This is a genomic window from Gracilibacillus halophilus YIM-C55.5 (genome assembly GCF_000359605.1).
Lineage (GTDB): Bacteria > Bacillota > Bacilli > Bacillales > Amphibacillaceae > Gracilibacillus > Gracilibacillus halophilus.
This window is the reverse complement of the sequence record NZ_APML01000065.1, coordinates 1-4,364: the sequence shown is the minus strand read 5'-3', so window position 1 is coordinate 4,364 and position 4,364 is coordinate 1. Positions and strand designations below refer to the sequence as shown.

Here is a 4,364-nt window from a genome sequence, read left to right as displayed (position 1 = left end):
AATTACTGGGAAATCTGCACATGGTTCTAACTAGTTTTCCCAGTAAATCACGAATTACTGGGAAATCTGCACGTGGTTCTAACTAGTTTTCCCAGTAAAGCAAACGCATCATTCTTCTGTTCAATGCAAACGCAACAAAGCGAGCGTATTTTCAATCATGAAACTAAAAAAAAGCCCACTTGCTTATACATGCAAGTGGGCTTTGTACTGATTAATCTAACCATTCTGTATGGAAGACGCCTTCTTTGTCTATACGTTGATAGGTGTGAGCGCCGAAGTAGTCACGTTGTGCTTGTAATAGGTTTGCTGGCAATGTTTCTGTACGATAGCTGTCATAATAAGCCAATGCACTTGCAAACCCTGGTACTGGAATACCACGTTCCATTGCAATCGAAAGTACTTTACGTAAAGATGTTTGATAGCTTTCAACGATGCCTTTGAAGTATGGATCAAGTAATAAGTTGGCAAGGTTTGGATCACGGTCATATGCTTCTTTAATTTTCTGTAAGAATTGCGCACGGATAATGCAACCACCACGGAAAATCATTGAAATATTGCCATAGCGCAAGTTCCAATCATTTTCTTCAGAAGCTGCACGCATTTGTGCAAAACCTTGTGCATAAGAAACAATTTTACTCATGTAAAGCGCTTGGCGAATAGCTTCGATTAACTCATCTTTATCTCCTTCATACGGCTTATCACCAGCAGAAGGGCCTTGTAATACTTTGCTAGCTGCTACACGTTCTTCTTTCATAGCCGAGATAAAACGTGTAAATACGGATTCTGTAATCACTGGTAAAGGAACACCTAAATCAAGGGCACTTTGGCTTGTCCACTTTCCTGTTCCTTTTTGTCCAGCTGTGTCTAGGATCACATCTACCATTGGTTTACCTGTCTCTTCATCTTTTTTCGTAAAGATATCAGAGGTAATTTCAATTAAGTAGCTATCAAGCTCACCCTTGTTCCATTCAGCAAATACTTCATGCAATTCATCTGTACTTAAGCCAAGTACATGCTTCATAATAAAGTATGCTTCACAAATTAGTTGCATATCTCCATATTCAATACCATTGTGCACCATTTTTACGTAATGGCCGGCACCATTCGGGCCAATGTAAGTCACACAAGGATCGCCCTCTACTTTTGCTGAAATTGCTTCAAAAATAGGTGCGACTTTATCATAAGCTTCTTTTTGTCCACCTGGCATAATAGAAGGACCATTTAGCGCCCCTTCTTCCCCGCCAGATACACCAGTACCGATAAAGTGTATACCGGACTCATCTAGCTCTGCATTACGACGGATTGTGTCTTGATAGAAGGTATTTCCTCCATCAATGATAATATCGCCTTTATCAAGTAGTGGTTTTAATGTAGCAATCGTTGCGTCAGTCGCTGGTCCCGCTTTAACCATAATCATAATTTTACGAGGTTTTTCTAGCGATTCAACAAATTCTTCAATCGTTTCAGCGCCAAAGAAATTTTTCCCTTTTGCTTCCTTGTTCAAAAATTCTTCCGTTTTTGCATACGTACGGTTAAAAACGGATACGGAATAGCCACGGCTCTCTACGTTTAAAGCTAGGTTTTTTCCCATAACCGCAAGACCAATTACACCAAATTGTTGTTTTGACATCCTTTTATTCGCTCCTTTTTACAAGATATCGGTATGTATCATTCCAATTATACATTTTACCATGAATTCGAATGATATTGTAGTTAACTGTTACGTTTTATTACAACTTTCACCTTATTACATCCTTACTGAGACTGCAAGTAATAGCAATTCATGAGGTTATCATACCCATTCTTCTATGGCCTTGGCTACACCGTGCTGGTGATTGTCGCTTGTCACCCAATCTGCGACTTCTTTCACCGTGTCTTGTGCATTTCCCATGGCAACACCAATCCCAGCTTGTTCAATCATTTTGATATCATTTAAACTGTCACCAACGGCCATCACTTGTCCCATCGACACGCCGATACGTTCGCCAATTACCTCAATAGCAGCAGCTTTATTAACACCAATTGCATTTACTTCAATATTGGTCGGACTGGAATTACTCAATTCGATGTCTTCCCAATCGGCTAAAGCCTCCATTAATCGATCTCTAGCCTCCATAGTCTCTGTATCAAAACCAAATTTCAGCCATTGATGTGCTGCAATATCTTCTGGGACTTCACCGCGCCACACATTCTCTGTCGAGGACATCCATGCCCAAGTGCCATGCTCTTCCTTTAATTCGACTAACCGAGCAATAATGGACGGATCAAGTTGTTGTCGGGCAATTAATTCACCTGTCATCGTCCAGATTTCACTGCCATTGACAGTTATTAAATAATGAATATCAAGTGCTTTGGCGACTTCAGCACTCGTACTATAATGACGACCTGTGGAAATCACGACCTCAATTCCTTTTTCTCGGGCCATCTGAATCGCTTGTTTCGTTCGTTCGGTTACTTGCTGATCATCCGTCAGCAATGTACCATCCATATCAAGTGCTATTAATCGGATATCTTTTTTCATAGAATGCTCCTCTCTCATCGATCGACATTCTCTTATATTTTATGCTAAATCAAAAAATTTCGCAAAAACACAAGTTATTGGGTAAAATAAAATCATACGCTTAATACTGAAAAAGAGGTGATACCATGCAAAGACGTGCAGTAGTGAGTGTCGTTGGCAAGGACCAAACAGGAATTATTGCCAAAGTGACAACGGTGTTGGCTGATAATGAGATCAATATTTTAGATATTAGTCAAACGATATTACAAGATTTTTTTACAATGATTATGTTAATTGATATACAAGATCCCAGTAACTTGGAAGCATTGGAACAAAAATTTCAACCAGTAGAGCAAGAACTCGGCTTGAATATCAATATTCAACTTGAAGATGTATTCCAGGCAATGCATCGGATCTAATCAAGGAGGGACTACTATGGCGATCGCTTTTACTGAAATACAAGAGACGATTCGCATGGTCGAGATGGAGCACTTAGATATTCGCACAGTGACCATGGGGATTAGTTTACGCGATTGTGCAGATCAAGATTTTGAACAAGTGAAACAAAATGTGTATCAAAAAATTACGAGCTATGCTGAAAACTTACAAACCACTGCCAACCAAGTGGCTAAAGAATATGGTGTGCCGATTATTAACAAACGAATTGCCATCTCCCCAATTGCTGAATTATTAGGACATGCGAACAAACAACAAGCGATTGATTTAGCAAAAACACTAGATGATGCCGCACGTTCATTAGGTGTTGACTTTATCGGTGGATACTCGGCTCTGGTACATAAAGGCATTTCTAAAGGTGATCAAGTGTTACTAGACGCCTTACCTGAAGCATTAAGTCAAACGGAACGTGTATGTGCATCCATTTCTGTGGCAACGACGAGAACTGGAATTAATATGGATGCCGTTTCACAAATGGGACAAGCGATAAAGCGGACAGCTGAATTAACAAAAGATGAAAATAGCATTGGCTGTGCTAAGCTGGTGGTGTTTTGTAATCCCGTTGAAGATAACCCATTTATGGCTGGTGCTTTCCATGGTGCTGGTGAAGGAGAAGCTGTCTTGAGCGTTGGAGTTAGCGGGCCTGGTGTTGTACTTAATGCTTTAAAGCAATATCCAAATGCTGATTTAGGTGAAGTGTCTGATGTCATTAAACGCACCGCTTTTAAAATCACGAGAGCTGGTGAATTAATTGGTCGTGTTGTTGCTGAGAGGTTACAAGTACCTTTTGGCATCATGGACTTATCACTTGCACCTACCAATGCGATGAATGATAGTGTCGCAGAAATCTTAGAAGAAATCGGCTTAGAACGAGTAGGTACACACGGGACAATTGCCGCTCTTGCCTTAATGAATGATGCAGTGAAAAAAGGCGGAGCAATGGCTAGTTCATATGTCGGTGGTTTAAGCGGAGCATTCATTCCAGTTAGTGAAGATAATGGCATGATTCGTGGCATTGAAGAAGATGCGCTCGACTTACAGAAGTTAGAAGCGATGACCTGTGTCTGTTCCGTCGGTTTAGATATGATTGCACTTGACGGTCATGTTAGCGCAGAAACACTAGGCGCAATTATTGCCGATGAAGCAGCGATCGGTATGATTAATAAAAAAACAACAGCCATTCGCGTCATTCCTGTGATTGGTAAAACGGAAGGAGACACCGTAGAGTTTGGTGGCCTCTTAGGACGCGCTCCAGTCATTGGCGTGAATAACTACCATTCGGACAAGCTCATCAATCGCGGTGGACGTATCCCAGCACCATTGCAATCTTTAACAAACTAATCATTGATATCATATAGCAGGAGCATGATTGATGTACTTACTTTGCACGATATCACGTACTTTTTTT

Annotated in this window: 4 protein-coding genes; 2 read left to right on the top strand and 2 right to left on the bottom strand. The window is 40.7% G+C overall.

The window, feature by feature from the left end; genetic code table 11:
* Positions 1 to 211: 211 nt before the first annotated feature.
* Complete coding sequence (gene gndA, locus J416_RS12470) at positions 212 to 1,630, bottom strand: NADP-dependent phosphogluconate dehydrogenase (RefSeq protein WP_003472926.1); 1,419 nt, start codon at positions 1,628 to 1,630, stop codon at positions 212 to 214.
* A gap of 162 nt (positions 1,631 to 1,792) precedes the next feature.
* Positions 1,793 to 2,521, bottom strand: a complete 729-nt coding sequence (locus J416_RS12465; protein WP_003472925.1) for a Cof-type HAD-IIB family hydrolase — start codon at positions 2,519 to 2,521, stop codon at positions 1,793 to 1,795.
* Positions 2,522 to 2,646: 125 nt separating this feature from the next.
* Here J416_RS12465 and J416_RS12460 point away from each other — a divergent pair, with 125 nt between their 5' ends.
* Together J416_RS12460 and J416_RS12455 are read left to right on the top strand one after the other, a co-directional pair.
* On the top strand, positions 2,647 to 2,919 hold the full coding sequence (locus tag J416_RS12460) for an ACT domain-containing protein (protein ID WP_003472923.1): 273 nt from the start codon (positions 2,647 to 2,649) through the stop codon (positions 2,917 to 2,919).
* A 16-nt stretch (positions 2,920 to 2,935) separates the two neighbouring features.
* Entirely contained in the window at positions 2,936 to 4,297 is a 1,362-nt protein-coding gene (locus tag J416_RS12455) for a PFL family protein (RefSeq protein ID WP_003472921.1), read from the top strand.
* Positions 4,298 to 4,364: the final 67 nt, after the last annotated feature.